The organism is Micromonospora sp. NPDC005161, assembly GCF_053599855.1.
In genome coordinates this window covers 12,682-35,875 of the sequence record NZ_JBSFYQ010000048.1, presented here as the reverse complement: position 1 = coordinate 35,875, position 23,194 = coordinate 12,682, and the positions used below count along the sequence as shown (strand labels likewise).

21 protein-coding genes are annotated in these 23,194 nt (G+C 72.5%); 6 read left to right on the top strand and 15 right to left on the bottom strand.

The window, feature by feature from the left end; genetic code table 11:
- Nucleotides 1-150: 150 nt before the first annotated feature.
- Nucleotides 151-1,116, bottom strand: coding sequence for an EamA family transporter (locus ACWD5O_RS31415; protein WP_354963482.1), 966 nt, complete (start codon nucleotides 1,114-1,116; stop codon nucleotides 151-153).
- Between the two features lie 86 nt (nucleotides 1,117-1,202).
- On the opposite strand from ACWD5O_RS31415, the gene ACWD5O_RS31410 reads away from it, so the two are divergent.
- On the top strand, nucleotides 1,203-1,745 hold the full coding sequence (locus ACWD5O_RS31410) for a CGNR zinc finger domain-containing protein (RefSeq protein WP_354963481.1): 543 nt from the start codon (nucleotides 1,203-1,205) through the stop codon (nucleotides 1,743-1,745).
- 51 nt (nucleotides 1,746-1,796) lie between these two features.
- Here ACWD5O_RS31410 and ACWD5O_RS31405 read toward each other — a convergent pair whose 3' ends face one another.
- The 5 genes from ACWD5O_RS31405 to ACWD5O_RS31385 all read right to left on the bottom strand — a co-directional run bounded on the left by ACWD5O_RS31405 (nucleotide 1,797) and on the right by ACWD5O_RS31385 (nucleotide 10,353).
- Nucleotides 1,797-3,206 (bottom strand): class II fumarate hydratase, encoded by a 1,410-nt coding sequence (locus ACWD5O_RS31405; RefSeq protein WP_354963480.1) that lies wholly within the window; start codon nucleotides 3,204-3,206, stop codon nucleotides 1,797-1,799.
- Between the two features lie 35 nt (nucleotides 3,207-3,241).
- Nucleotides 3,242-6,223 carry an AfsR/SARP family transcriptional regulator gene (locus ACWD5O_RS31400; protein ID WP_354963479.1) on the bottom strand — a complete coding sequence of 994 codons (2,982 nt, stop codon included), beginning with the start codon at nucleotides 6,221-6,223 and terminating at the stop codon, nucleotides 3,242-3,244.
- A gap of 259 nt (nucleotides 6,224-6,482) precedes the next feature.
- A complete protein-coding gene (locus ACWD5O_RS31395) occupies nucleotides 6,483-8,150 on the bottom strand; it encodes a fumarate hydratase (protein ID WP_387324311.1) in 1,668 nt (555 codons plus the stop codon).
- 150 nt (nucleotides 8,151-8,300) lie between these two features.
- A complete protein-coding gene (locus ACWD5O_RS31390; RefSeq protein WP_387324308.1) occupies nucleotides 8,301-9,743 on the bottom strand; it encodes an outer membrane protein assembly factor BamB family protein in 1,443 nt (480 codons plus the stop codon).
- A gap of 103 nt (nucleotides 9,744-9,846) precedes the next feature.
- Nucleotides 9,847-10,353, bottom strand: coding sequence for an Lrp/AsnC family transcriptional regulator (locus tag ACWD5O_RS31385; RefSeq protein WP_387324305.1), 507 nt, complete (start codon nucleotides 10,351-10,353; stop codon nucleotides 9,847-9,849).
- A 139-nt stretch (nucleotides 10,354-10,492) separates the two neighbouring features.
- On the opposite strand from ACWD5O_RS31385, the gene hppD reads away from it, so the two are divergent.
- The 4 genes from hppD (at nucleotide 10,493) to hisC (ending at nucleotide 14,559) form a co-directional block, all read left to right on the top strand.
- On the top strand, nucleotides 10,493-11,698 hold the full coding sequence (gene hppD, locus ACWD5O_RS31380; RefSeq protein WP_387324302.1) for a 4-hydroxyphenylpyruvate dioxygenase: 1,206 nt from the start codon (nucleotides 10,493-10,495) through the stop codon (nucleotides 11,696-11,698).
- 11 nt (nucleotides 11,699-11,709) lie between these two features.
- On the top strand, nucleotides 11,710-12,411 hold the full coding sequence (locus ACWD5O_RS31375) for an RDD family protein (protein ID WP_387324300.1): 702 nt from the start codon (nucleotides 11,710-11,712) through the stop codon (nucleotides 12,409-12,411).
- 76 nt (nucleotides 12,412-12,487) lie between these two features.
- Nucleotides 12,488-13,459 carry an RDD family protein gene (locus ACWD5O_RS31370; RefSeq protein ID WP_387324297.1) on the top strand — a complete coding sequence of 324 codons (972 nt, stop codon included), beginning with the start codon at nucleotides 12,488-12,490 and terminating at the stop codon, nucleotides 13,457-13,459.
- A complete protein-coding gene (hisC, locus tag ACWD5O_RS31365; RefSeq protein ID WP_354963473.1) occupies nucleotides 13,456-14,559 on the top strand; it encodes a histidinol-phosphate transaminase in 1,104 nt (367 codons plus the stop codon). Before ACWD5O_RS31370 ends, hisC begins: the two co-directional genes overlap by 4 nt.
- A gap of 47 nt (nucleotides 14,560-14,606) precedes the next feature.
- On the opposite strand, the gene ACWD5O_RS31360 is transcribed toward hisC, so the two are convergent.
- The 5 genes from ACWD5O_RS31360 to ACWD5O_RS31340 all read right to left on the bottom strand — a co-directional run bounded on the left by ACWD5O_RS31360 (nucleotide 14,607) and on the right by ACWD5O_RS31340 (nucleotide 19,095).
- Nucleotides 14,607-15,863 (bottom strand): outer membrane protein assembly factor BamB family protein, encoded by a 1,257-nt coding sequence (locus ACWD5O_RS31360; protein WP_354963472.1) that lies wholly within the window; start codon nucleotides 15,861-15,863, stop codon nucleotides 14,607-14,609.
- 102 nt (nucleotides 15,864-15,965) lie between these two features.
- On the bottom strand, nucleotides 15,966-16,448 hold the full coding sequence (locus ACWD5O_RS31355) for an SRPBCC family protein (RefSeq protein ID WP_387324293.1): 483 nt from the start codon (nucleotides 16,446-16,448) through the stop codon (nucleotides 15,966-15,968).
- A gap of 135 nt (nucleotides 16,449-16,583) precedes the next feature.
- On the bottom strand, nucleotides 16,584-16,793 hold the full coding sequence (locus ACWD5O_RS31350; protein WP_354963470.1) for a DUF397 domain-containing protein: 210 nt from the start codon (nucleotides 16,791-16,793) through the stop codon (nucleotides 16,584-16,586).
- A gap of 239 nt (nucleotides 16,794-17,032) precedes the next feature.
- The gene (fahA, locus tag ACWD5O_RS31345) at nucleotides 17,033-18,229 is read right to left on the bottom strand and encodes a fumarylacetoacetase (RefSeq protein ID WP_387324290.1); all 1,197 of its coding nucleotides are present in this window, start codon (nucleotides 18,227-18,229) and stop codon (nucleotides 17,033-17,035) included.
- Complete coding sequence (locus ACWD5O_RS31340) at nucleotides 18,226-19,095, bottom strand: hypothetical protein (protein ID WP_354963468.1); 870 nt, start codon at nucleotides 19,093-19,095, stop codon at nucleotides 18,226-18,228. Before ACWD5O_RS31340 ends, fahA begins: the two co-directional genes overlap by 4 nt.
- Before the next feature lie 94 nt (nucleotides 19,096-19,189).
- Between ACWD5O_RS31340 and ACWD5O_RS31335 the strand changes: the two genes are divergently transcribed.
- Nucleotides 19,190-20,356, top strand: a complete 1,167-nt coding sequence (locus tag ACWD5O_RS31335; protein ID WP_387324287.1) for a homogentisate 1,2-dioxygenase — start codon at nucleotides 19,190-19,192, stop codon at nucleotides 20,354-20,356.
- A gap of 1 nt (nucleotide 20,357) precedes the next feature.
- Here ACWD5O_RS31335 and ACWD5O_RS31330 read toward each other — a convergent pair whose 3' ends face one another.
- Genes ACWD5O_RS31330 through ACWD5O_RS31315 form a run of 4 tightly spaced genes read right to left on the bottom strand, consistent with a single transcriptional unit; the run spans nucleotide 20,358 to nucleotide 23,136 of the window.
- Nucleotides 20,358-21,389, bottom strand: coding sequence for a tetratricopeptide repeat protein (locus tag ACWD5O_RS31330; RefSeq protein WP_387324284.1), 1,032 nt, complete (start codon nucleotides 21,387-21,389; stop codon nucleotides 20,358-20,360).
- A gap of 10 nt (nucleotides 21,390-21,399) precedes the next feature.
- Nucleotides 21,400-21,882, bottom strand: a complete 483-nt coding sequence (gene ispF, locus ACWD5O_RS31325) for a 2-C-methyl-D-erythritol 2,4-cyclodiphosphate synthase (RefSeq protein ID WP_354963465.1) — start codon at nucleotides 21,880-21,882, stop codon at nucleotides 21,400-21,402.
- Between the two features lie 16 nt (nucleotides 21,883-21,898).
- On the bottom strand, nucleotides 21,899-22,594 hold the full coding sequence (gene ispD / locus ACWD5O_RS31320) for a 2-C-methyl-D-erythritol 4-phosphate cytidylyltransferase (RefSeq protein ID WP_387324280.1): 696 nt from the start codon (nucleotides 22,592-22,594) through the stop codon (nucleotides 21,899-21,901).
- A 56-nt stretch (nucleotides 22,595-22,650) separates the two neighbouring features.
- Nucleotides 22,651-23,136, bottom strand: a complete 486-nt coding sequence (locus tag ACWD5O_RS31315; RefSeq protein WP_007073334.1) for a CarD family transcriptional regulator — start codon at nucleotides 23,134-23,136, stop codon at nucleotides 22,651-22,653.
- Nucleotides 23,137-23,194 lie beyond the last annotated feature (58 nt).

The window sequence follows — 23,194 nt, the reverse complement described above, 5'->3', positions numbered from 1 at the left end:
ATCGACGCGCAATTCCGGCACATCGGGCGGCGTCAGTGGCCGGTCGGACGGCATGGCGGGCAGGTCAGACGGCACACCGGGCAGGTCGGCCAGCGCTGCCGGCGGGTCAGCCATCGTGGACACACCACCGTCAGCACGGTGCCCACTGTCTTAACGACCGTCGGCCACCAGCACCGGCTCGGGCGAGGCAGGCGGGGGTTCCGCTGCCGGCCCGCGCAGCTCGTCGAGCCGCACCAGGGCCACCCCGGCGACGATCAGCCCACCACCGAACAGCTGCCAGGCGGTGGGCAGTTCGTCCAGGAAGAGCCAGGCGATCAGCACCGCGAAGAGCACCTCGGTCAGCCCGACGAACGACGAGAGCCGGGGGCCGAGGATGCGGGTGCCGGCGATCCCGGCCAGGTACGCGATCACGGCGGCCACCAGGGAGAGCCCGGCGATGGGCAGCAGCCAGCTGGTGCGCTGTCCGGCGAAGGTGACCTCGCCGAAGGTGGCACGCAGCGGCAGCAGACCGGTCAGCCCGATGAGGAGCAGCACGGCGGCGCCGACGGCCATCCCGCCGCTGGCCATGGCGACCGAGGGCAGCCGGGAATCGACCCGACCGGCGAGCACGAAGTAGCCGGCGAGGCCGAACGCGGCGCCCAGCCCCCAGAGCACGCCCACCGGGTGGAAGTTGGCGGTGCCGGTGAGGTCCAGCACGAACGCCAACCCGGCCAGGGCGGCCACCGACCCGGCCACGGTGAGCCGGCGCGGCTGCTGCCCGTGCCGCAGCCACATCCACCCGACGACAAGGATGATGCCCAGGTACTCCAGCAGCAGCGCGACGCCGACCGGCAGGTAGCGCACGGCGTTGAAGAAGCAGACCTGGGCCAGCGCCACGCCGAGCAGGCCGAACATTCCGATCGCGGTGACGTTCCGCCGCAGCACGTCCCACCTGCCCCGCAGCGACAGCAGCGCCGGGATCGCCAGCACCAGGGCGGCCACGCCGACCCGGGCGATCACCGCTGACTCGGCCGACCAGCCGGCCTCGATGAGCGACCGCGCGAAGGTGCCCGAGGTGGCGAAGGTGACCGCGGACAGCAGCGCCAACGCGGCGCCGACGGCGGGTCGTGGCTGCATCCTGCGCTCCTCGGATCGGCGATGGCGTCATGAGCAAACTATCCTTGTGCCCATGACGCTATGCGGCCCCTGTGACAGGAGTCAAGTTGCTGTTCGCTCATGACACCGAGTGTTCTCTGATCGCCGCTGCCGCGCTGGTCAACACCGCGGGCCGAGACGGCGAGCTCCTGCCCGACATCGCCGCGCTGGACGCGTTCTTCACCCGGCACTCCTACAGCGGACGGCACGAGCACACCGACGCCGAGCTACGCGCTGTCCGGCAGTTGCGGCCCCAGCTGCGCCGCATCTGGCACGCCGAACCGGCCGAGATCGTCGCCGTGGTCAACGGCCTGCTGCTGGAGCACCGGGCGCTGCCACAGCTGATCGAACACGATGACGAGCCGTACCACCTGCACGCCGTGCCCCGCGACGCGCCGCTGGCCACCCGGATCGCCGTCGAGGCGGCGATGGCGATCGCCGACCTGGTCCGCGCCGACGAGTTGAGCCGGCTGCGGATCTGCGAGTACCCCGACTGCGAGAACGTGGTCGTGGACCTGTCCCGCAACCGGTCGCGGCGGTTCTGCGAGGCCGGCTGTGGCAACCGCGCCGCGGTGACCGCCTACCGCGCCCGCCGGGCCGCCGGCCGCTGATTCTGCCGGCGCGACCTCCACGATGCGGCACCCACCGCGGCAGGCCGGGAGTCAGGGGTGGGTCATCCGGAGCAGGTCGAGCACCTCGTCGAGCTGGGTCTCGCTGAGCTTGCCGGAATCGACGTGCCCCCGGGAGATCACCACCTCGCGGATCGAGGTCTGCCTGGCCAGCGCCTCCTTGGCGATCGACGCGGCCTCGTCGTACCCGAGGTAGCGGTTGAGCGGGGTGACGATCGACGGCGAGCCCTCGGCGTACGCCAGGCAGACCTCGGCGTCCGCGACCAGGCCGGCCACCAGACGGTCGGCGAACAGCCGGCTCGCCGCGGACAGCAACCGGATCGACTCCAGCAGGTTGCGGCCCATCACCGGGAGCATCACGTTCAGCTCGAAGTCACCCTGCGAGCCGGCGAAGCCGACCGTCGCGTCATTGCCGATCACCTGGGCGCACACCTGCCGCATCGCCTCGGCGACCACCGGGTTGACCTTGCCCGGCATGATCGACGAGCCGGGCTGGAGGTCGGGGATGCGCAACTCGCGCAGGCCGGCGCGCGGGCCGGAGCCCATCCACCGAATGTCATTGGCGATCTTGTAGAGGCCCACCGCGACGGTACGCAACTGGCCGGACGTCTCCACCAGCGCGTCCCGGGCACCCTGCGCCTCGAAGTGGTTGCGGGCCTCGGTCAGCGGCAACCCGGTCGACTCGCGCAACCTGCCGATGACGGCGGCGGCGAAACCTAGCGGCGTGTTGATCCCGGTGCCCACGGCGGTGCCGCCCAGCGGCAGCTCGGCCAGCCGGGGCAGCGCCCCCTCCAGCCGTTCCACGCCGTAGCGGACCTGGGCGGCGTACCCGCCGAACTCCTGCCCGAGGGTGACGGGCGTCGCGTCCATCAGATGGGTACGCCCGGCCTTCACCACCGTCTCGAACTCGGCCGCCTTGCCCTCCAGAGCCTCCGCGAGGTAATTGAGCGACGGCAGCAGGTCCTCCGCGATGAACTGGGTGGCGGCCAGGTGGATTGAGGACGGGAACACGTCGTTGCTGGACTGGGAGGCGTTGACGTCGTCGTTCGGGTGCACGTCCCGGCCCAGCTCGCGGGTGGCCAGGGTGGCGATCACCTCGTTGGCGTTCATGTTCGACGACGTCCCCGACCCGGTCTGGAACACGTCGACCGGAAACTGGTCGTCATAGCCGCCAGCGGCCACGTGCGCGGCGGCGGCGACGACGGCGGCGGCCACGTTCGCGTCGATCACGCCCAGCTCACCGTTGACCTCGGCCGCCGCCCCCTTGATCTGGGCCAGCGCCTTGATCTGGGCCGGTTCGAGGCCCCGGCCGGAGATCGGGAAGTTCTGCACCGCACGCTGCGTCTGCGCCCGCCACAACGCTTCGGCGGGCACCTCCACCTCGCCCATCGAGTCGCGTTCGATCCGGTAACCCGTCGCCTCTGGAGTCGTCACGCGTACCATCCTGCCGCGCCCGTCGCCGACTCGCAGATGAACCCTCAGTCCAACTCGGCCAGCAGCCGCTCCACCCCGTGCTGGTCCGGTGACTCGATCTGTCGGAACAGGGGCAGGGCCCGGATCAGATGCGCGCGGGCCGCGGCCGGGTCGGTGTCCCGTAGGCAGCGGGCGATGCCCTCCAGCGCGCGGGCCAGCTCGTACCGGACACTCAACCGGGTCGCGTCGCCGAGCACCCGTCGGTGCAGGTCGAGCGCGCTGGCGACGTCCCCCTGGTCCAGGATCGCCCGGGCCAACAGGTTGCGCGAGGCGCACTGCCCCACCCGGTCGCCCACCTCCATCATCGCCACCAGCGCGTCCCGGTGCAGGGCAGCGGCGCGTTCCGGCCGCCCGGCGACGCGCTCCATCACACCGATCTCGTTGAGCACCTCACCCTCGCCGAACCGGTTGCCCCACTGGCGCTTGAGGTGCAACGCGATCCGCAGGATCCGACGGGCCGGGCGCAGGTCACCCATCCGGTGCCGGATCATGCCGAGGTGCCCGATCGCGTTCACGGTCTGCCGCATGTCCTTCGTCTGACGGGCCAGGAGAAGATGCTGCCGGGCGGTGCGCAGCGCCTCGTCGTACCGGCCCCAGCCGACCAGCGCGAAGCACAGGTTGTTCTGCAGGTTGGTCAGCTCGTGTGCGTCACCGAGCCCGGTGACCAGGCTCAGTGCCTCGTCGAACTTCGCCTTGCCCTGCCGGAAGTCACCGTTCGCGGCGTACGAGATTCCGAGGTTCCACAGCGTGCTGAGCACGTCACCGCGCAGCCCGAGCCGGCGGCGCAGGTCGAGCGCCACCTCCATCGACCTGATCGCCTCCGGGAAGCGGGCCAGCCGGAAGTACGCCGAGGAGAGGTAGTTGAGCATCACGGCGACGGCCGCATCGTCACCGAGTCGCTCGGCGACCCGGAGCCCGATCGTGTGGGTCTCGATCAGCTCGTCGAGGTGCCCGCCGTCGAAGTTGAGCCGCCAGCAGGCCCGGGCCAGCTGCCAGCACTGGGTGGGGAAGTCCTCCTCCTCCGCCAGCCGGACCAGGGCAGTGAGCGCGGCAAGGTTCTCCTCGAACCACGCCCGCCCTTCGGCAGCCGGGGCGGCCACCAGATCGGGCCGGCTGGGCATGCTGATGGGGATGGTGCGGCGACTGCCCGCCGCCTCGATCGACCAGGCGATCGCCACCGTGACGGACAGGTGGTGGTCCAGCAGCCGCTCCAGGGCGGCCCGGCGTTCGTGCCGCCACTCCCGGGAATCCAGCAGCAGCCGGGCGTACTCCCGAAGCAGGTCGTGCAACCGGTACCGGCCCGACTGCACCTCCTCCACCAGGTGCGCGTCGACCAGCTCGTCCAGCAGCTCCTGAGTTTCGGTGAGGGACAGCTCCGCGAGGGCGGCAGCCACCTCGCTGTCCAGGCGTCCGCCCGGGTGGAGGCCGAGCAACCGGAACAGCCGTTGCGCCGGCGGAGAGACCTGCGCGTACGACAGTGCGAACGCCTGCCCCACCGAGCGCTGCCCGGCGGCCAGCTCGGCCAGCGGGCCCGCCCCGGTGACCAGGCGCTCGGCGAGGTCGGCGACGCGCCAGTGCGGTCGGTGCGCCAGTCGGGCGCCGGCCAACCGGATGGCGAGCGGAAGGTGGCCGCAACGACGCGCCACCTCGGCGGCCGCCTCCGGTTCGGCGGCGACACGTTCCGCGCCGGCCACCCGACCCAGCAGCTCGACGGCCTCGTCGGCGTCGAGCACGGGCAGCGACGACGGTCGTCCCTCGTCCACCCCGACCAGCCGGCGGCGGCTGGTGATCAGGACCAGGCAGTGTGAGCCGTTGGGCAGCAGCGGTGCCACCTGGTCGACGCTGGCCGCGTTGTCCAGCACCACCAGGGCGCGCCGGCCGGCCAGCTCGGTCCGCCAGAGCGCCAGCCGGTCGTCCGGGTCCACCGGCATCCGCTCCGCCGCTACGCCAAGCTGGCGAAGCAGGGCGGCCATGGCCGTGGCCGGCGTCAGCGGGCTGCGCTCGCTGTGCCCGTGCAGGTCGACGAAGAGCTGGGCATCCGGGTAGCGGTCGGCGAGCGCGGTGGCGACGTGCACGGCGAGGGTGGTCTTGCCGCTGCCGGCCATCCCGTCGATCAGTTGGATCCGGCTGCCGTCCTCCTCGATCTCCTTGACCAGGCGGGCCATCGTCTCGTGCCGGCCGGTGAAGTCACCGATCGCCCGGGGTAGCGACCGGACCGGGGCGACCAGCCTGGTCTCCCGGCCGGCCAGGGCCAGGTCGCCGGCGAGCACCCGCTGGTGCAGTTCCTGCAACTCGACGCCCGGTTCGATGCCCAGCTCGTCGGCGTAGATCTGCCGGCCCTCCCGGTAGACCGCGAGCGCGTCGGCCTGCCGGCCGACCGAGGAGAGGGCGAGCATCAGTTGGCCGCGCAGGCGTTCCCGCAGCGGGTGCTGGTCGACGCTCTCGGTCAGCTCCTCCAGCAGCTCGGCGGCCTGGCCGAGGCGCAACTCGACGTCGACGCACTCCTCCAGCGCGGTGAGGCGCTGCTCGTCGAGCCCTTGGGCGCGGCGGCGGACGCTGCGGCTGGTGATGCCCCCGAGTGCCGGCCCACGCCAGAGCACCAGGGCCGCGCGGAACCGTTCCCGCGCGTCGACCAACCGACCGGCCGAGACAGCGGCCCGGGCAGTCTCCACAGTGCGGGTGAAGACCTCGGCGTCCAGGTCAGCCGGCGCGGTACGCACGCCGTACCCCGCCGGGTCGGTGACGATGGTCTCCGGTGCCAGCCCGAGCTCGGCGAACCGGCGCCGCAACCGCGACACGCAGGTCTGCAACTGTGCGCGGGCGGTGGCCGGTGGGCGCTCCTCCCAGACTGCGTCGACCAGCTCCTCGACCGGCACCAACCGGCCGGACCGCAGCAGCAGCATGGCGAGCACGATCCGGTCGCGACCGGCGGTGACGGTGGACTCGCCACCGCCGACCCGCAGAGGCCCCAGGATCCCGAACCGCATCTGCTCCCCCGCATCGATGGTGCAACTTCCAGCAGAGTAGCCCCACGGTCACGGATCGCCTCGATCCGGCGATAGTGATCTGAGAGCGGATCGACAGCGACGCGCCGGAGACTCGCTCCGGGTTGTCGGTGACGACATCCGACGGGGGCGGTGCGCCCGTTCCCACCCCAGCGGGGGCGGGCGCACCGATGTCGGTGAAGCACAGACGACAGAAGGGGGCGTCGGGCTGATCGCCCGGTGCCCCCTTCGCGTACGCGGGTCAGCGACGACCGACGGTGAGCACCGGCTTGGTGACCTCGGCGAAGAAGTCGTTGCCCTTGTCGTCGACCACGATGAAGGCGGGGAAGTCCTCCACCTCGATCTTCCAGATCGCCTCCATGCCCAGCTCCGGATACTCCAGGACCTCGACGTGCTTGATGCAGTCCTGGGCAAGGCGTGCGGCGGGGCCTCCGATCGAGCCGAGGTAGAAGCCGCCGTGCTGCTGGCAGGAGCGGGTCACCTGACCAGACCGGTTGCCCTTGGCCAGCATCACCTGCGAGCCGCCGGCGGCCTGGAACTTCTCCACATAGGCGTCCATCCGGCCGGCGGTGGTCGGCCCGAATGAGCCGGAGGCGTACCCCTCGGGGGTCTTGGCCGGGCCGGCGTAGTAGACCGCGTGGTCGCGGAGGTACTGCGGCATCGGCTCGCCAGCGTCCAGCCGCTCGGCGATCTTGGCGTGCGCGATGTCCCGGGCCACCACCAGCGGGCCGGACAGCGACAGCCGGGTCTTCACCGGGTACTTGGACAGCTCGGCGCGGATCTCGTCCATCGGCCGGTTCAGGTCGACCCGGACGACCGTCTCGGCGTCGAGCGAATCGTCGGTGACGTCGGGCAGGAAGCGCGCCGGGTCGGTCTCCAGCCGCTCCAGCCAGACACCCGACGGGGTGATCTTGGCGACCGCCTGCCGGTCCGCCGAGCAGGAGACCGCGATCGCCACCGGGCAGGAGGCACCGTGCCGGGGCAGCCGGACCACCCGCACGTCATGGCAGAAGTACCGGCCACCGAACTGCGCGCCGATGCCGAAGTTGCGGGTCAGCTCCAGCACCTCCGCCTCCAGCTCCAGGTCCCGGAAGCCGTGGGCGCTCATCGAGCCGGCGGTGGGCAGCGCGTCCAGGTACTTGGCGCTGGCGTACTTCGCGGTCTTCAGGGCGTACTCGGCGGAGGTGCCGCCGATGACGATGGCCAGGTGGTACGGCGGGCAGGCCGCGGTGCCGATCAGCCGCAGCTTCTCCTCCAGGAACTGCATCATCCGCGTCGGGTTGAGCAGCGCCTTCGTCTCCTGGTAGAGGTACGACTTGTTGGCCGAGCCGCCGCCCTTGGCCATGAACAGGAACTTGTACGCGTCGGGGTGCCCGTCCGGGTCCTCGGCGTACAGCTCGACCTGGGCCGGCAGGTTGCTGCCGGTGTTCCGCTCGTCCCACATGGTCAGCGGGGCGAGCTGCGAGTAACGCAGGTTCAGCTTGGTGTACGCCTGGTAGACACCCCGGGAGATGGCCTCGGCGTCGGCCCCGTCGGTCAGAACGTGCCGGCCCCGCTTGCCCATCACGATGGCGGTGCCGGTGTCCTGACACATCGGCAGCACCCCGCCGGCGGCGATGTTGGCGTTGCGCAGCAGATCCAGCGCCACGAACCGGTCGTTCGGCGAGGCGGCCGGGTCGTCGATGATCGCCCGGAGCTGAGCCAGGTGCGCGGGGCGCAGGAAGTGCGCGATGTCGTGCATCGCCTCGGCGGTCAGGGCGGTGAGCGCGGCCGGCTCCACGGTGAGGAACCGGCGGCCTCCCGGGCCGTGTACGACGTCCACGCCCTCGTCGGTGACCAGGCGGTAGTCGGTCTGGTCGGGGCCGGTCGGCAGCAAGGGGGCGTACGAGAATGCGGCGGCACTGCTCATGAGCGGCAAGCCTAGGGCAGGCCGGTCGATCATTCCCACCCGCCGGGCTGGTCCTGGGATGCCGCTCTCATTCGCCGGCCCCGCCGAGCTCCCGGCTCGTCCCGGTCAGCGTCCCGCCCGGCCGAGGCTGGCCGCGCCGGCACCGCCCGCTCAGCCGTCCTTGCCTCCGGCCGGGTCGCCGCAGAGTTCCCGCTTGGGCCCGCAGTTGTCGTCGCCTCCGGGGGCGGGGCCGGTGCCGCCCGGGCCGGGGATGCCGCCGCTGTCGGGCGGTGCGCCGGGGGCGCCGGCGGTCGCGCCGAAGCGGACGTACCCGATTTCCCGCCCCTCACCGACGATCATGCCCTGCGGCCCGACGGCGAGGGCGTTCGCGGGGGTCCGCAGGGCGGCAAGCTCCCGGCCGCTGCGCGGGTCCACGGCGACCAACCGGGACGGCTTCTCGTCGGCGACCACCGCCGCGTACGGCGTGAGCGCCGCGCCGGCCTTGCCGCCGGCGGGCCGGGTCCACAGAACCCGGTCGGTGCCGAGTTCGCGGGCCACCACCGAGCGCTTGTCGGCGGCCCGGAACAGGGCGTACCGGTCGTCGACCGCGATCAGCTTGGTACCCGGTTCGCCGACCCAGAGCAGCCGCCCGTCGTACCCGTCGATGACCGCCTCGCGGCCGTCCGGGCCGACCCCGACCAGGACGTTCCGCGCGCCCTGCGGGTCCTCGCGCTGGGCGCAGCCGGCGCTGTCGGCGGTCCGCAGGTTGACGCCGGCCCGCTGCCAGGCCTCCTGCCCGGTAGCCGGGTCGCGGGCGGAGATGGCGAAGTAGCAGGTGCCGTCCTGGGAGCGGGCGTCGATCCGCAGCATCCGACCGCCCACCACGGAGAGCCGCTCGTCCCGGTCCGGCTCGACGTTCTGCAGCACCCGGCCGGTCGCGGTGTCGACCACGTGCACGCGACCGTCGACCGGGAACCCGAGCAGTGGTGGCACCGGCTCCGGTCCGGCCACCCGGTCGTCGATCCGGGTGGCGGTGAGCCGGCGGGTGCCGCGCAGACCCGGGTTGTCGGCGAGCAGCCCGCTGCTCACGCCGGGCAGGAAGGCCGTCCACAGTGGTGCGGTGCCACGCGGATCCCAGGCGCTCAGGGTGCAGTCGGTGGCGTCGGTGCAGTGGGCGTCCAGCAGCAGGTTGCGGTACGTCCAGACGGCAACCGCGTCGTCGTCACGTCGCCGGGTCACCCCGGTGCTGGGGTCGAGCAGCTCGTACCCCTTGACCAGGAGCTTTCCTACCGCGACCACCGGGTCCCGGTCGCCGCCGGCCACCGCGGACCAGTCCGCCTTGCGCTCCCAGAGCTGAGCGCCGGTGGCGAGGCTGCGGGCTTCGACCCGGGTGCGCTGCTCGACCACCACCGTGTCGCCGGCGATGGTCACGCTGCGCGGGGTGCCGCCGGCCCGCACCTGCCAGACCACGTCCGGCTCGGAGATGGGTTCACTGCGGTCCACCCAGTCCCACAGGCCCGGGAAAGGGTTCCACACGCCGGTCGCGGCGAGGGCGACCACCACGGCGAGGCCAAGCAGCAGCCCGCCGCGCACGCTCCCCTTCGCCACACGCACACGGTAGCCACGATCACGGATCTTTCGTACGCCCGCGCCGCCGTGTCGCCGCGCTTTCTGCGGCCGGAGGTGTTAACAGGGGGCCCTTCCTCTACCGGAGGCGTTAAGAAGGTGCCCTTCCTTCGGTCCGTACGGCACTGCGCACCAGCGGCAGCGTGCGGTACGGGATCTGCTCGGCCAGCGCGATGATCGTCGAAGCCCGAGTGATCCCAACGGACGACACGATCTGGTCGATGACCCGCTGCAGGTCCGTGTTGGAGCGGGCCACGATCCGGCAGAGCAGGTCACTGGAACCGGTGATGGTGTGCGCCTCCAGCACCTCGGGAATGGCGGCCAGGTGGGCGGTGACCGGGTCGTGGCCGTGCCGCTGACTGATCTCCAGGGTGACGAAGCTGGTCACCCCGAACCCGATCGCGGCCGGTGAGATCTCCGGGCCGAACCCGCCGATGACTCCCCGGTCGACCAGCTTGTCCAGCCGGGCCTGCACGGTGCCTCGGGCCACCCCGAGCCGCCGGGAGCACTCCAGCACGCCGATCCGCGGCTCCTCGGCGAGCAGTTCGATCAAACGCACGTCGAGCGTGTCGAGCTGTACAGCCTGCTCACCATTCATGGGTTCAGACCATACCGAATGTGCAACCTGACCAGCTTTTACTCCGACAGTTGCCCAGTCGGGGCCGGCACAGCGATCCTCGCCACAGGAACCAACCACGGCGGCCCACGAGGCCGGCCGGTACGCGAGGGAGGCCACCATGACCCAGGCGATCGACCGACCCCAGTCGACCGAGGACGTCGACGTCGACCGGCTCGTCGGCGCCGTCGACCACGACATCAGCCACGACCCCTTCCCGGTGAAGGGCCTCGACCACGTGCACTTCCTGGTCGGCAACGCCAAGCAGGCCGCGCACTACTACTCCACCGCGTTCGGCATGACCTGCGTGGCGTACCGCGGCCCCGAGCAGGGCTACCGGGACCACGCCCAGTACGTGCTGACCAGCGGCTCCGCCCGGTTCGTGCTGACCGGCGCGGTGCGCCCGGACGCCGACGGCGCCGAGCACGTGGCCCGGCACAGCGACGGGGTGAGCGACATTGCGCTCGAGGTGCCGGACGTGGACACCGCGTACGCACACGCCATCGCCCAGGGCGCCACCAGCGTCGTGGAGCCGCACGAGGTGACCGACGAGCACGGCACGGTCCGGATGGCGGCCATCGCCGCGTACGGTGACACCCGGCACACGCTGGTCGACCGGTCCCGCTACACCGGCCCGTTCCTGCCCGGCTTCGTGGCCCGCAGCCCGATCGTGGACCGGCAGCCGATGATCGACGCCGGCATCCAGCCGAAGCGCTTCTTCCAGGCCGTCGACCACGTGGTCGGCAACGTGGAACTGGGCCGGATGGACGAGTGGGTCGAGTTCTACAAGCGGGTGATGGGCTTCACCAACATGGCGGAGTTCATCGGCGACGACATCGCCACCGACTACTCGGCGCTGATGAGCAAGGTCGTGGCGAGCGGCACCCGCAAGGTGAAGTTCCCGCTCAACGAGCCGGCGATCGCGCGCAAGAAGTCGCAGATCGACGAGTACCTCGAGTTCTACCAGGGCCCGGGCGCCCAGCACATCGCCGTCGCCACCAACGACATCCTGGCCAGCGTCGACGCGATGCGGGCCGCCGGGGTGGAGTTCCTGGACACCCCGGACTCGTACTACGAGGACCCGGAGCTGCGTGCCCGGATCGGCAACGTGCGGGTGCCGATCGAGGAGCTGAAGGCCCGCAGGATCCTGGTCGACCGGGACGAGGACGGCTACCTGCTCCAGATCTTCACCAAGCCCGTGCAGGACCGGCCGACCGTCTTCTTCGAGTTGATCGAGCGGCACGGCTCGCTCGGCTTCGGCAAGGGCAACTTCAAGGCGCTCTTCCAGGCCATCGAGCGGGAGCAGGAAGCCCGCGGCAACCTGTAACACTTGCGAGCGTGACGCAGCCTCCGTCGTACCCGACGCCGCCGGTCGGTGGGCCCCCGCCCGCCGCCGGCGGCGTCGCTCCGCCGCCCGGACCACACCCCCAGGGGTACGCGGTGCCGCCGCAGTACGCTCCGCCCGGATACGCCCCGGCGCCGTGGTACGCCGGGCCGCCCCGACCGGTGACCCCGCCACCGGCACTGAGCCCCGGCGGGCAGCCGCTGGCCAGCTTCGCCGACCGGCTGCTGGCCGCTCTGATCGACACCGCGGTCTTCCTGGTGATCGGCATGGTGCTCGCCGTACCCGCAATGATCATCTTCATGATCGTCGTCATGCCCGACCTCTTCCAGGTCGCGCCGGACGGCACCCTCCGCGAGCCTGACTTCCTCAACGATTTCCTGCTGCCGTTGCTGTGGATCGAACTCGCGGTCTTCGCGATCTCGCTGGTGATCGGGTACGTCTACTACGTCGAGATGATGTTCAAGAGCGGCCAGACGTTCGGCAAGAAGAGCATGAAGCTGCGGATCGTTCCGCTCGACCCGGCCCGCACCCTCGACCGTCGGGCCGCCGCCAAGCGGTACCTGGTGCAGCAGGGCGCCGGCCTGATTCCCGGTCTGAGCTATCTCGACGGGTTGTGGCAGCTCTGGGATAAGCCCTGGCAGCAGTGCCTCCACGACAAGGTCGCCGGAACCGTCGTCGTTAAGGTGTCCTCGTGAGCGAGCGCAGCGAGCGAACCATCAGGCTCAGTAGCGTGGCGCCTCGCGCCGGCGCGCAGCGAAGCGGAGCGGCGGCGTGAGCGTGCAACCTGGCTGGTACGTCGACCCGGCCGACCGTGAGACCCGGCGCTACTGGGACGGCGAGGGCTGGCTCGGCGCGCCCATCCCCGTCGACGAGACTCCGCCGGACGGGCCACCCCCGGTCGAGCCGCCACCCGTCCCGGTCACCCCGGCCGCGCCGGCACCGCCGGCCGCTCCCGGCCCGGTGACCGCCGCGCCGGGCTGGTCGCCACACCACGGTCCAGGTCCACAGCCAGGGCCGGGCACACAGCCGGGGCACGGCCCGGGCTGGGGACCGCAGGCGGGTCCCCCCGGCTGGGCACCGCACGGTGTTCCGCCCGGCTGGGCGCCGCACGGTGCTCCTCCCGGCTGGCCTGGACGGCCGCCCGAGCCGCGCCCGCACGGGCTGGCGTTGGCCGGCTACGGCCAGCGGTTCACCGCCCGACTGATCGACTTTGGCCTCGTCTTCGCGCTGAACGCACTGGTCAACGGCTGGTTCGTCTGGCGGTGGGTCCAGGAGTGGGCGCCGTACTGGCGGGAACTTTTCCGGCGAGCAGCGCGCGGCGACACCTCCGCCGAGGGGATGCCGGTGCCTGGCGAACAGGCCGGGCTTCTCCTGGTGGTGATCCTGGTGATCGCCACGGCGCTCTGGCTGGCGTACGAGGTGCCCGCCATGGCCGCTGGCGGGCAGACCATCGGCAAGCGGGTGATGCGGATCCGCGCCGTGCCGCTCGCCGCCGACCAGCCGCTGGGCTTCGGCTCGGCGCTGAGCCGGTGGACCACGCTCGGCATGCCCACCCTGCTCTGGTACTGCGCCGGGCTCGGCCTGCTGCTGCAATTGGTCGACGCCCTCTCCCCGCTCTTCGACCACCCGCTCCGTCAGGCGCTGCACGACAGACGTGCGCAGACGGTGGTCGTCCAGGTCCCCCGCACCACCGGTTCCGCCACCCAGAACGACAGCAACGAGCCCTCGGGAGAAACCCCATGACCGACTCCGGACGTCACCAGCCGGCGCTGCGGCTGACCCGCGCCGACCTCGACGCGCTGCCCAGCTACGTACCGGGGCGCAGCCCCGCCGACCTGGCGCGTGAGCTGGGTCTGCCGGAGGCGATCAAGCTGGCCAGCAACGAGGTGCCGTACGGGCCGCTGCCCGGTGTGGTGGAGGCGGTCACCGAGGCGCTCGCCGCTTCGCACCGCTACCCGGACATGGGCGTGGTCGCGTTGCGCGACGCGCTGGCCCAGCGGTACGGGGTGGACGCCGACCGGATCGCCACCGGCTGCGGGTCGGTGGCGCTCGCCGAGCACCTGGTGCGGGCCACCTGCCTGCCCGGCGACGAACTGCTCTACTCGTGGCGGTCGTTCGAGGCGTACCCGATCATTGCGGCGACCAGCGGCGCGACCAGCGTGCGCGTGCCCAACGACGCCGGGCACGGGCACGACCTGGCGGCGCTGGCCGCGGCGGTGACCGACCGGACCCGGATGGTCCTGGTCTGCAACCCGAACAACCCCACCGGCACTGCGGTACGCCGGGCGGAGCTGGACCGGTTCCTCGACGCGGTGCCGGACGACGTGCTGGTGGTCATCGACGAGGCATACCGGGAGTTCGTCACCGACCCGGAGGTGCCGGACGGGCTCGACTACCTGGACCGGCCGAACGTGGCGGTGCTGCGCACCCTGTCCAAGGCGTGGGGCCTGGCTGGGCTGCGGGTGGGCTGGCTGGTCGCCCAGCCGGTCGTGGCGGCGGCGATCCGCAAGGTGGTGACCCCGTTCTCCACCAGCACGGCCGCCCAGGCCGGGGCTCTTGCCGCGCTGGCCCAGGCTCCGGAGATGGAGCGCCGTTGTGCCCTGGTCGTCGCCGAGCGGGACCGGGTCACCGAGGCGGTGCGCAAGTTCGTGCCCGACGTCCCCACCAGCCAGGCCAACTTCATCTGGCTGCCGCTGGGCGACCGGGCGGTGGCGTTCGGCAAGTCGTGCGAGGCGCGCGGGGTCATCGTCCGCCCGTTCGCCGGGGACGGGGTCCGCGTCACCATCGGCACTCCGGCCGAGAACGACGCGTTCCTGGCCGCCGCGGAGGCGGCACTGGTCTGACTCGCCGGCTCACTCCGGTCGCCGACGGCGCACCACCAGCCAACCGATCAGGTGGCGGCCAGGACCACCGTCTCGGCGGTCAGGTAGTACCGCTGGTCGTCCCCGGTCGGGTCGACCGGCTCGCGGAGCCGTTCCACCGCGAGGTAGCCGTCCGCCGCCGCCACCGCCCCGGGCGCCCAGCCGGTCCCGTCCGAGCCGACGTTGAGCGTGAAGCGAGAGAGCTGCCTACCGGTCACCGGATCGAGCGTCACCAGGTCGTTCTCGTCGGTCAGCAGGTGCACCCGGCCGGGTTGGGCGGCGAGCACCCGGGCCCGTCCCAGCCCGTCGACCCGCCACAGCTCGGCACCGGAGCGGGTCGACCGACCAACGGCCACACCGTCGAGCACGGTGATCGCCTGCTCGCCGGCCAGGATGGTGCCGGACGAGTCCAGCGCGGGGGCGGCGATCGGCTCACCGGCGCCTAGCAGCCACCCCCGGCCACCCGCGTCACCCGGCCCGGCGGTCCGCAGCCCCGGGCAGTCCGACCGCCCGGTACGGCAACCGAGCGGTGTCGCCACCAGCCCGTCCGGGCCGTTCGGCGGCCGCCAGCGCTCGCGCACCATGCCGGTCACCGCGTCCCGGAACTCGACCGTGGCCGGGCCGGCGCAGTTGTCGACGCCGATCAGCTGGCCGGAGGAGGTGGTGCCGACGTCGTCGCGGCAGCCTCCGGGCAGGTCGACCCGCCACAGCTCCCGGCCGCCGCTCAGCGCCACCCCGCGCGCCTGGGTGTCTCCGGTGACCACCAGCACCGTCCGGCCGTCCTTGAGGTCGGTGAGGTAGATCCCGCGCGGATCCCAGACCGTTGCCGCCCCGGTACGCCGGACCACCGGCCCACCCCGGGCGGGCACCGGGCCGTCGGCTCGCCAGAGCACCCGCCCGGTCGACGCGTCGAGCGCGACCAGACGGCCGTCGGACCAGCGGCTGACCACGGTCCTGCCGCTGGCCACCACCCCGGTCAGCTCCGCCGGCCAGCGCCGGTACGACCAGTACGGGCTGGTCCGGCGCCGCCCGTCGACCGGCCGGTCGGCATAGACTTGGCGGTGCGCGGCGTACACCCGCAGCCGCGCGTCCACGATCAACGGGGCGACCGGCAGCCGACCGACCACACCGACGGCCGGCTGAGCCGCGGCCGGGTACGTCCCCCGTGCCACCGTGCTCACCTCGGCCGGCGCGAGCACCCGGTGGACGATGACCGCGACCGCCGCGGTGGCGAGCAGCGCCACGACCGCCATCACGAGCCGTCGTCGGCCCTTCGGGAACCCCATGCCGCACCTCCGCCCGGCACCCTACCCAGCGGAACCCGTCGGACCCTGGTCAGGTCGCGCCGACCGGCGGGGACATCGGCGGTGGAACCGGACGGATGAAGGTCAGGCTGCTTCGACGGAGCCGGTGGCGCCGGCCACGAGGGCCAGGTCGGCGAGATCACGCCGAAGCGCCACCTCCACCGCCCGGGCGGCGAGCCCACCGAGCAGCAGCGCCACCACCCGGCCGTACGGGGCGGTCGGCACCGCCTCCTGGGTGACGGTGACCGCCGTGCAGCCACGACGGCGACGCTGGACCGACCGCAGGCTCCAGGTGATCCGGTAGTCCACACCGGCACCGGAGGAACAGAGCACCAGCCGGTGTGGGGCGCGCGCCTCCACCACCAGGAACTCCTCGGTCAGCGTGCCGCCGCCCGGCTGGGTGCGCTCCTCGCGCCACGCGGTGCCGGGCCCGAACGGACCCGGGGTGAGCAGCTCGACCGGGCCGGCGGCGCTCAGCCGGGCCGCACGGCCGGGAAGGTCGGTCAGTAGACGCCAGACGTCGACGGCGTGCGCCTCGATGAACCCGGTAACCGCCACCGTCGACATGCCACCCTCCCGTGTCCTCGACGGTACGCGGGGTAAGGGCCGGACGGGGCCTCCGGGACGGAATTTCCACCGCCCGGAGGCCACGTTGTCCGTTTCGCCCGGCCGATCGGCGGCGGTCAGCGACCGGTACGGCGGTCAGCGATCGAAGCGACCGGCCCGGATCGCGCCGATGAACGCCGTCCATCCCGGCGGGCTGACGGCGAGTGTGGGACCGGCCTGGTCCTTGGAGTCGCGGACCGCGACCAGACCGACGACGTCGACCAGGTTGTCCGCCACCTCCACGCAGAGCCCCTGGTCGTTGGAACGGCTGCTGGTACGCCATACCGCGCCCGCGAAATCGTGCATCGTCCTACCTCCGTGTGCGATGGGGTGCCCCACCGCTGGCAGCCGGGCGCGGCCCGGCCCGTACCGGGCGGCGGGGCGGCGATGGAATCCGCGACGATCAACGGGGTAACCCGGATCGGTGATCGCACAGCCGGTGCGATCATCAGTCCCATCGACGAGACGGTTCCCCGGACGGGCCCACACTGGGTCCAGCACGACCCCCGAACCCGGTCCGACCGGCCGGTCAAGGGGTGCCCGGATCAGCGGGCCGGACGGACCGTCCCGGTGACCTCGCCGAGGGCGACGGTGGTGCCGTCCGGGCCGGGAGCGGTGGCGGTGATGGTCACCGTGTCGCCGTCGGCGAGGAAGGTGCGACTCTCCCCGCCGAGCTTCACCGGCTCTGCCCCGCCCCAGGTCAGCTCCAGGAACGAGCCGACCTGCCCACGGTCCGGGCCGGAGACGGTGCCCGAGGCGTACAGGTCGCCGGTGCGCAGGGACGCGCCGTTGACGGTGAGGTGCGCCAACTGCTGGGCCGGCGTCCAGTACATGGTGGCGAACGGCGGCTCGCTGACCCGCTCGCCGTTCCATTCGACGGCCAGCCGGAGGTCCAGCCCCAGGTGCGGCACGTCCCGCAGGTAGCCGACGACCGGCGGGTCCTGGTCCGGCGCCGGCACGAAGGCGTCAGCGAGCGCGTCGAGTGGCGTCACCCAGGCCGAGATCGAGGTGGCGAAGGACTTGCCCAGGAACGGCCCGAGCGGCTGGTACTCCCAGGCCTGGATGTCCCGCGCCGACCAGTCGTTGACCAGCACCACGCCGAAGACGTGGTCGGCGAAGTCGTCGACGGACACCCGGGCGCCCAGCGGGCTGGGAACGCCGACCACGAAGCCGACCTCAGCCTCGATGTCGAGGCGTACGGACGGGCCGGTGACCGGGCCCTCGGCGGAGGCGCGCTGGCCGGTCGGGCGGATAACCGGCGTCCCGGAGACCACCACCGTGCCGGCCCGCCCGTGGTAGCCGATCGGCAGGTGCTTCCAGTTGGGCAGCAACGGCGGCTGGCCCGGGCGGAAGATCTGCCCGACGTTCGACGCATGGTGCTCGGAGGAGTAGAAGTCGACGTAGTCGGCCACGTCGACCGGGAGCAGCAACTCCACCTCATCCAGCGGCACCAGCAGCGGCTCCACCTCGGCCCGGTGCGCCGGGTCGGTCAGCAGTTCGGTGATCCGCCGCCGCACGGCCGTCCACTGCGGACGGCCCAGCGCCATGAAGTCGTTGAGAGTGGGCCGGCACAGCGTCCCGGCGGCCAGCACCAGCTCGGCGGCCTCCGCCGCGGCCAGGTCGAGCACCCACGAACCGATCCGCACGCCGATCCGCGGCCGACCCCCGTCGGACCGAAACACCCCGTACGGCAGGTTCGTCACCCCGTACGGCGAACCGTCGACACCGGTCACCCAGGTCATGCGTCGTAGCCCCCGTTCACCAGCCCCAGCCGGATCAGATCGGTCAGTGGTTCCAGGATGCTGCACGAGCCGAAGCCGACCCAGAGCGGGCGGAGCGCGTCCAGCCGGCCGTTCGTGCGCTCCAGCAGCGGGCGCGGATCGGTGACGATGAGCAGCTCGGCGACCGTGCCCACGCCGTCGCCCTCGGCGGCCGCCAACGTCGCGGCCAGCACGTTGGCGTAGCCGTGGTGGGTGAACCCGGTCTCCGGGTCGAGGTGGCGGACCGCCTGGTGCAGCCCCGCGGTCAGCTTGAACGGCAGGTCCCGGTCCCGGCAGGCGCAGATAACCGCGGCCAGCTCGGCCGGCGTGGGGAATAGCTCGGCGGCCAACCCACCGGTGCGGAACTTGGCCGCGACCGGCACCCCGTCGGCCCGGGCGGCGGCGAGCGCGTCCAGCGCGCCCGTCAGCCCGAAGGTCAGCGGCAGCTCGGCGTAGACGGCCTCGACGTCGGGCAGGGAATCGGCCACCCGCAGCAGCTCGGCGATGCCGGGCAGCGGATCCTCGCCCCGCCGGGCGACCGCCACCTCGACCTGCCGGGCGGTGACGCCGTCCGGCGCCAGGAACGACAGCGCGAAGGGCAGGTTCCCGATCCCGGTGTCTCCGATCACGCCGACCACCAGGCCCTCGGCGGGGTCGACGAGACCACTCAGCTCGCCCGCGGCGACGGTCGAGGCCGGGACCAGCAGCGGGCCGACCAGGTCGGTGTACCAGGCGGCGCGGTGCCCGCGGTGGGCGGACAGGGCGTCGGGCAGCGCGGCGCTGCCCGGAGGGAAGACGGCGGCGTCATCCACCAGGCCGTCGAGGAGTGCGGGCACCTGCGTTGACACGGAACAAGAATGTACGGGACGCTACAAGGAACGGACAACAGCGTCCGATTATCGGACGCCCCCGGCCGGTTGACGGGACATATCGGGAGGCGAGATGCCGTACTACCGCAGCGTCGGCGAGGTGCCGCGCAAGCGCCACACCCAGTTCCGTCAGCCCGACGGCAGCCTCTACGCCGAGGAGCTGATGGGCCAGGAGGGCTTCTCCTCCGACTCGTCCCTTCTCTACCACCGGCGCGCGCCCACCGCGATCCTGGCTGCCGACGAGTTCACCCCGCCGGCGTTCACCCGGACGCCGAACCTGCCGCTCAAGCCTCGCCACCTGCGCACCCACAAGCTCGACGCCGGCGGTGCCGACCCGGTCCTCGGCCGGCAGTACCTGCTCGCCAACGACGACGTACGGATCGGGTACGTGCTCGCCGACCGGCCGTCGCCACTGTTCCGCGACGCCACCGGCGACCACTGCCTCTACGTCGAGTCGGGGGCGCTGCGGGTCGAGTCCCCGTTCGGCGTGCTGGACGCGGTGGCCGGCGACTACGTCGTCATCCCCACCTCGACCATCCACCGGCTCGTGCCCACCGGCGAGCAGCCCGTCCGGCTGCTCACCGTCGAGGCGTCCGGGCACATCGGCCCGCCCAAGCGCTACCTCTCGGTCCGGGGCCAGTTCCTGGAGCACTCGCCGTACTGCGAGCGCGACGTCCGCGGCCCGGACGCCCCGCTGCTCGTCGACGGCGAGGAGGCGGAGGTGCTGGTCCGGCACCGGCGTGGCTGGACCCGCTACGTCTACGCGAACCACCCGTTCGACGTGGTCGGCTGGGACGGGCACCTCTACCCGTGGGCGTTCTCCATCCACGACTTCGAGCCGATCACGGGCCGGATCCACCAGCCCCCGCCCGTGCACCAGACCTTCCAGGGCCCGAACTTCGTCATCTGCTCGTTCGTTCCCCGCAAGGTCGACTACCACCCGGACTCGATCCCGGTGCCGTACAACCACCACAACGTCGACTCCGACGAGATGCTCTTCTACACCGGCGGCAACTACGAGGCCCGGCGCGGCTCCGGCATCGAGCAGGGCTCGATCTCGCTGCACCCGTCCGGCTTCACCCACGGCCCCCAGCCGGGCGCCGCCGAGCGCTCCATCGGTGCGGACTACTTCGACGAACTGGCCGTCATGGTCGACACCTTCCGCCCGCTGGACCTCTGCGACGCGGCCCCCGCCTGCGAGGACGACGGCTACGCCTGGACGTGGGCGCGTCGCGCCTAGATCACGAGCGGATGGCCGTGCGGGTGAAGATGGCGAATTCGGCGACCGCGGTGGCGGCGATGGCCAGTACGAGCGGCCACGGCGAGCCGACCACCGCGTACACCAGGAGCAGCACCGGCGCGGCCGCCACGGCGTAGATCGCCAGGGCCATCGTCCGGTCCGAGTGCAGCAGGGCGGGTAGGACGGTCCGGGTCAGCCCCGGCAGCCGAGCCGCGAGCTGCCAGACGACGATCGCCCCGGTGAGCGCGGCGAGCACCGCCAGGACGCGGGAGAAGCCGTCGTTCGCCGAGGCGGCGAAGGCCACGACCACCGCGGCCACCAGCGACCAACCAGCGCCGTAGAGCACCAGACGATGCAGGCCGTACGCGATGGTCCGCCCGGAGTCCATCCGGCGCGGGCTGATCGTGGCCGCCTCGGCGAGGTGTTCCAACGCCTCCGACCAGCGGCGCTGCTCCAGCCGGATGACACCCACGTCGTGCCGGGCGTCGGCGAGGCGCGGGTCGAGCCGCAGCGCCTCGCGGTAGGCCCGCTCGGCCAGGTCGAACAGCTCCAGCCGGGCCGCCACCAGGCCGAGCACCAGGTGCGCCTGCGGTTCGTCCGGGGTCAGCTCGACCCCGCGCCAGGCCGCGTTCAGCGCCGGCTGGCCGTTGCGCGAATCGGCCAGGAGCGCCGCCGCGCTGCGCTGGGCGTACGCGTCCGCCGGGCCGAGCGCGAGGAGCTGGTCGGCGGTGGCGGCCGACTCGGCGTAGCGCTCCAGGTCGGCCAGCGCCATGCCCCGGGCGACCAGCGGCGGGAGTGCCTCCGGTGCGGCGGCCACGGCCGCGTCGGCGGCGGTGAGCGCGTCGACCGGCCGGCCGGCCGCCAGGTGTACGCGGGCCAGCATGGTGAGCGCTTCCGGGTCGTCGGGCTTCAGCGCGAGCCCATAGGTCAGTTCCCCGGCCGCCTCGTCGTGGCGACCGAGTTCGGCGAGGAGCTGGGCGCGCTCGAGGTAGCCGTCGGCGGCGGAACGGTCGGAGGCGGGGTCGCTGGACATCGCGGCGAGCCTAGGTGGCCGGCGCGTCGTACACCAGGGCCACCGCGATGCCGGCGAGCCCTTCCTCGCGGCCGGTGAAGCCGAGCCCGTCGGTGGTCGCGGCGGAGACGGTGACCGGGGCACCGACGGCAGCGGAGAGAACCTGCTGGGCCTCCGCGCGGCGCCGGCCGATCTTGGGTCGGTTGCCGACGATCTGCACGGAGACGTTGCCGATCTCCAGGCCGGCGGCCCGCACCCGGCGTGCCGTCTCGGTCAGCAGGGCCACCCCGGACGCGCCCGCCCACTCCGGCTGGCCCACCCCGAAGGCGGAACCGAGATCACCCAGACCGGCGGCGGAGAGCAGCGCGTTGCAGGCGGCGTGCGCGGCCACGTCGGCGTCCGAGTGCCCGGCGAGGCCGTCCTGGTCGGGCCAGAGCAGGCCGGCCACCCAGCAGGGCCGGCCGGGCTCGAACGCGTGCACGTCGGTGCCGACGGCCACCCGGGGAACGATCATGAACCGAGGGTACGCGTCAATCGGCGGCCGCGAGCAGATGCTCGGCCAGCGCGAGGTCGAACGGGCGAGTGATCTTCAGCGCGTACTCCGAGCCGGGCACGCAGCTCACCGCGATGCCCTGCTTCTCGACCAGCCCGGCGTCGTCGGTGAGCGGATCGCCGGCCGCGGCGTGCGCGGCAGTGAGCACGGACCGGCGGAAGCCCTGCGGTGTCTGCACCGCGCGCAGGGCGGACCGGTCCACGGTGCCGAGCACCACCTCGTCGGCGCCGACCTCCTTGATCGTGTCGACGACCGGCAGCACCGGGATGACCGCGTCCCGCCCGTCGCGGACAGCCGCCGCGACGGACTCCACCAGCTCCGGCGGCGTCAGCGCACGGGCGGCGTCGTGCACCAGGATGATCGTCGGACCGGCGGGCACCGCGGCCAGCGCGGCGGCCACCGACGCCTGCCGCTCCGCGCCGCCAGGCACCACGGTCACCGGGGCGACCGGTGCGAGCAACTCGCGGACGGCCGTCACCTCGGCAGCCGGGGCGGCCACCACGATCGTGTGCACCGAGGGTGCGGCGGCCAGCCGGCGCACGGCGTGCACCAGCAGCGGCTCCCCGGCGAGCAGGCGCAGCGCCTTGGGTCGGCCGGGGCCGAGCCGTACGCCGGCACCCGCCGCAGGCACGAGGACCGCGACGTCACCGCGCGGATTCAGCTGCGCGGTCACGTCGCGGTCCTCGGTGGTTTCTTCGCTACGAATTGGGTACGACGATGCTGTGCGGACTAGGCCTCGGTGAGCACCTTGTCGAGCAGCGTCTCCGCCTCGTCCTTGGTGCTCTTCTCCGCCAGCGCGACCTCGCCGACGAGGATGTCACGGGCCTTGGCGAGCATCCGCTTCTCGCCCGCGGAAAGGCCCCGCTCCCGCTCCCGACGCCACAGGTCACGCACGACCTCGGCGACCTTCAGCGGGTTGCCGGAGGCCAGCTTCTCCAGGTTGGCCTTGTAACGCCGCGACCAATTGGTCGGCTCCTCGGTGTGCGGTGCCCGAAGAACGTCGAAGACCTTGCCGAGGCCCTCTTCGCCGACCACCTCACGCACGCCCACGATCTCGGCGTTCTCGGCCGGCACCCGGACCGTCAGGTCACCCTGCGCGACCCTCAGGACGAGGTACTGCTTAGGCTCGCCCTTGATGACCCGAGTCTCGATTGCCTCGATGAGTGCGGCCCCGTGGTGGGGGTAAACAACGGTCTCGCCGACACTGAAAACCATAGGTTCGAAACCCCTTTCGCTGTGTCTAGGGTAACACGGTCAGGCACCGATGTCTCAC